2 protein-coding genes and 1 pseudogene are annotated in these 2,080 nt (G+C 57.0%); 1 reads left to right on the forward strand and 2 read right to left on the reverse strand.

Annotated elements, in window-relative coordinates; genetic code table 11:
• Positions 1 to 198 precede the first annotated feature (198 nt).
• Entirely contained in the window at positions 199 to 906 is a 708-nt protein-coding gene (locus tag VHE58_10055) for an SAM-dependent methyltransferase (GenBank protein ID HVS27615.1), read from the forward strand.
• Here the strand turns inward: VHE58_10055 and sppA are convergent.
• Together sppA and VHE58_10065 are read right to left on the reverse strand one after the other, a co-directional pair.
• Positions 903 to 1,850 carry a signal peptide peptidase SppA gene (gene sppA / locus VHE58_10060; GenBank protein ID HVS27616.1) on the reverse strand — a complete coding sequence of 316 codons (948 nt, stop codon included), beginning with the start codon at positions 1,848 to 1,850 and terminating at the stop codon, positions 903 to 905. The two genes, VHE58_10055 and sppA, sit on opposite strands and share 4 nt — an antisense overlap.
• A gap of 3 nt (positions 1,851 to 1,853) precedes the next feature.
• A pseudogene (locus VHE58_10065) lies at positions 1,854 to 2,080 on the reverse strand (Rieske 2Fe-2S domain-containing protein).

Below are 2,080 nucleotides of genomic sequence, written 5' to 3' on the forward strand. Positions count from 1 at the left end.
CGCCGGAGCGTGGAGCCTCGACACATGCGACCGCGAAGGCGAGCGCTGGCCCGCTTCACTGCACAGCTTCGCAGGTGCGGACGCTGCGCGGGCCCTCCTCGGTGTCGTACTTCGAGTACGACCTTCGTCGCGCGCCTTGCATCCATCCGCATTTTGCCAGCAACGCAATCCGCGGAGGACTTAATCAGAGGTTCCTATATGCCGCCAGGCATTCTTTACCTCATCCCCGCCTCTCTTGGCGCAGATGGCATTAGCTTGCCGGAGCAGGCCAGACAACTTGCCGGCAAACTCGATACCTTCATCGTTGAAAACCCCAAAAGCGCAAGACAGTATCTCGCACAACTTGAGCTTCGAACGCCTCTGCAGCAATTAAACCTCTTGACTCTGGATGAGCACACCCCGTCAGAGTCGCTAAAGGGTTTGCTCAAGCCGTTGTTGGCGGGGAAAAACGTGGGTTTATTGTCTGAAGCCGGTTGTCCGGCAGTAGCCGATCCTGGCGCCGATTTGGTGAGGCTGGCACATCTGCATAACATTCGGGTGGTGCCGCTAGTTGGCCCTTCGGCAATTCTGCTGGCGCTGATGGCTTCAGGATTAAATGGCCAGCGTTTCGTCTTCCATGGTTACTTGCCAGTGAAAGAAGACGAGCGCAGGAGAAGCATCGCAGATCTGGAAAAGAACTCGAAAGCGCTTGATCAGACACAAATTTTCATCGAAGCGCCCTACCGCAATCAGAAACTGCTGCAAAGCCTGATTGAAACCTGCCGCGACACCACCTGGCTCGGCCTGGCCACCGATATTACACTTCCCGGCGAAAGCATCGTCACGCGGCGCATCAGGGAATGGAGAACGCAATTGCCGGAAATCAATAAAAGGCCAACAGTGTTCCTGCTCTATTGCGGCGACTAACGCAAACTCCAGTGCGGGCTGACAAACAGGGCCTCGGCCATGGCGCCGCCAAAGCGCCGTGCAAAACGCTCCGCCAGGTTTTCATGCGGAGTGAAATCCACGATTTCTTCGGCCTTGATGACTTCGCGCGCCACGTAATCCGCATTACCCATGGCGTCGGCAAGCCCAAGCTCGATGCTCTTCTGCCCGCTCCAGATCAGGCCGCTGAACATGTCCGGCGTTTCTTTGAGCCGCTTGCCGCGGCCCTGGCGCACCACCTGGATGAACTGCTGGTGGATTTCGTTGAGCAGTTTCTGCGCATAATCCTTTTGTGCGGGAGTCAGCGGCGAGAACGGATCAAGAAAACCCTTGTTTTCGCCCGCGGTAAGCAAGCGGCGCTCGATGCCGAGTTTTTCCATAGTGCCGGTGAAACCAAAACCATCCATCAGCACGCCAATCGAACCGACTATGCTTGCCTTGTTCACATAAATCTTGTCAGCCGCCACTGCGACGTAATAGCCGCCCGACGCGCAGATATCCTGTACCACGGCGTAAAGCGGGATTCCCGGATACTTGGCGCGCAACCGGCGGATTTCGTCGTTGATGTAACCCGCCTGCACCGGGCTGCCGCCGGGGCTGTTGATGCTCAGGATCACGCCTTGGGTGTTTTTGTCCTTAAATGCCTGCTGCAAACCCGAAGCGACATTTTCGGCGCTGGCCTCGGTACCGGGCGCAATGATTCCGTTCAATTCAACCAGCGCGGTGTGTTTGCCGGGAAGCGCGCCGTCTTTCTTGCCGATCCAGCCCGCGGCCAGCAACAATATCCCAAACAGCCAGATAAACATCAGCGATTTGAAGAAAATGCCCCAACGGCGCGCACGGCGCTGCTCCTGCAGCGCAGACAGCGCCAGCTTTTCCACAATCTGGCGTTCCCAGTCGCCGCCGGGTTGACCGTCATCCGCCATGCTTCAATCCTTTCTTGTTAACCAGTAAACCTTGCCGTCTTTTTCCTCCACAGCAAGCAGCTCCAGGCGCGCGCCTTCTCACGGTCCGGCCACGCACAAGTCGGTGTCGGGCGCATACGTGGCGCCATGCGTGGAGCAAATCAAGTATAACCCCAAATCATTGAAAAATTCACCCTCGATCCAGTCCAGTTCCAGGCCCACATGCGCGCAACGGTTGAGATAAGCGTAAA

The sequence above is a fragment of the Burkholderiales bacterium genome (assembly GCA_035543335.1).
Taxonomy (GTDB): Bacteria; Pseudomonadota; Gammaproteobacteria; order Burkholderiales; family JAHFRG01; genus JAHFRG01.